This is a genomic window from Helicobacter cinaedi CCUG 18818 = ATCC BAA-847 (assembly GCF_000155475.1).
Classification (GTDB): Bacteria; Campylobacterota; Campylobacteria; order Campylobacterales; family Helicobacteraceae; genus Helicobacter_C; species Helicobacter_C cinaedi.
Genome location: NZ_DS990392.1, coordinates 177,995 through 179,816, shown reverse-complemented (window position 1 = coordinate 179,816; position 1,822 = coordinate 177,995). Strand labels below are relative to the sequence as shown.

The following is a 1,822-nucleotide window of genomic DNA, read 5'->3' as shown; positions in this document are numbered from 1 at the left end:
GAGAAAAAGGCGACATAGACAAAATGATAGAAAAGCTCATCGCAGAAAAAGCAGATTCTATCTCAAGTATTGGCGAAGTCAAAGAACACCCCGCCATTTTAAAGAAAATCACAAATAATCGCCTCCATACCTTTATGCCTAGCCTCCCCAAAACTACACGAAGACAGGATAATGAAACCCTTTACTTCCCCTATGGCGTAGCCTATATTGCTAAAACTACCGCCCTTTTGCAAGAGCAGACATTCTACACGCAAAACTGCACCTTTTACACCATCTTGCCCCATCAATGCTACGAGGTTGATGACTTATGCGACTTTATCTGTATAGAGGCGATGATGAAACACTTTTATCCAATTCAACACAAGGAGAAAACAATGGAAAACAAAATCTTAGTTATTGGGCTAGGCTCAATGGGAAAAAGACGCGTGCGAAACTTAATCGCACTAGGGCTAAAGGATAGAATCTTAGGCTTTGATGTGCGTGAAGACAGACGCAAGGAAGCAGAGCAAAAATACAGCATAAGCACATTTGATACTTTAGAATCTGCTATGCAAAGCCACAAAATAGAGATTTTTATCAATTCCACACCGCCACATATCCATATGCAATACGCTGAAATTGCCGCAAAAAATAATATCCACTGCTTTATAGAAGCCTCTGTCGTGGAAAAAGAAAGAATCTTAGCCCTCTCTCAAAGGGAGAATCAAAACACGCTCATACTGCCTAGCAGCACGATGTATCACACACCGATGGTAAAGCACATTAAACGCTTAGTGGAAAATCAAACCATAGGCAAGATTCTAAACATCAACTACCACACCGGGCAGTATCTACCTGATTGGCATCCGTGGGAGGATATAGGGGATTACTATGTGAGCCGCACGGATACGGGAGGGGGACGAGAGATTGTGCCTTTTGAGCTTACTTGGCTTTGTGCTATCTTTGGCAAAGTGAGTGCCATAGGCGGAATGTATGGGAAGCTTACCGATATGAACGCCCCTATTGATGATATGTATCACTGCCTTTTGCAATTCACAAGCGGAGCGTTACTAAACCTTAGCATTGAAGTGATTTCTGCTCCAAAGGCTACAAGAGAGCTTAGAATCTTAGGGAGCAAGGGTATTATCAAATACACTCAAGATTCAAATATTCTAAGCTTTATAAACGCTGATATGAGTGATTGGGAGCATATACACTTTGATACGGGCACTATTGAAGCACAATACATAAACCCCGAAGAGCCATATATTGAAGAGATGAAAACATTCCTTGAAGCCATAAGGCAAAATAACCCCACCCTTTTCCCCAACTCACTGACACGGGATTATGAGATTTTATCACTTTTAGAAAATATTGAATCTCAAAGTAGGCATTTAGGTAGAGATATAGTAGCCGCCCAGAGCAACGCTTTAGGAGCTGAAGCGGGAGAGAATAATTTCACACAAACAAGCACAACAATCCCAAGCGGAAGTATTTTTGAAATAGAATCGGCGTTTTCAAGTAAGACAACAAGAAGCTTACTCGGCGTAAGTGCCGCAGTTGGCGAACGCAGAATCGCCGATTCTAGCCAAAAAGACAACGCTAGGCACAATAGCGATGAAAATATAATGGGGGGGGGGCGATAAATGAATCGCCCTACAAATATCTTTCTCAATTCCCAAATGGATTCAAGACACAATCCCAAATTTCAAAAAGCTCACGCACCGCCTTAGAATCCCCTAGCCTATGCTACTTTGATTCTATCTCTTTATGGGGTAATGCTAGAAATATCATAGATTCTAGCAAATGGGCTGCATAATGTATCAAGGACATACATTTCTCT

1 protein-coding gene is annotated in these 1,822 nt (G+C 41.7%); it reads left to right on the top strand.

Going from position 1 to position 1,822, the window contains the following annotated elements; translation table 11 throughout:
* Positions 1 to 1,625, top strand: a 1,625-nt coding sequence (locus HCCG_RS05240; RefSeq protein WP_154645877.1) for a Gfo/Idh/MocA family protein, incomplete at its 5' end; no start/stop codon positions are given.
* Positions 1,626 to 1,822: the final 197 nt, after the last annotated feature.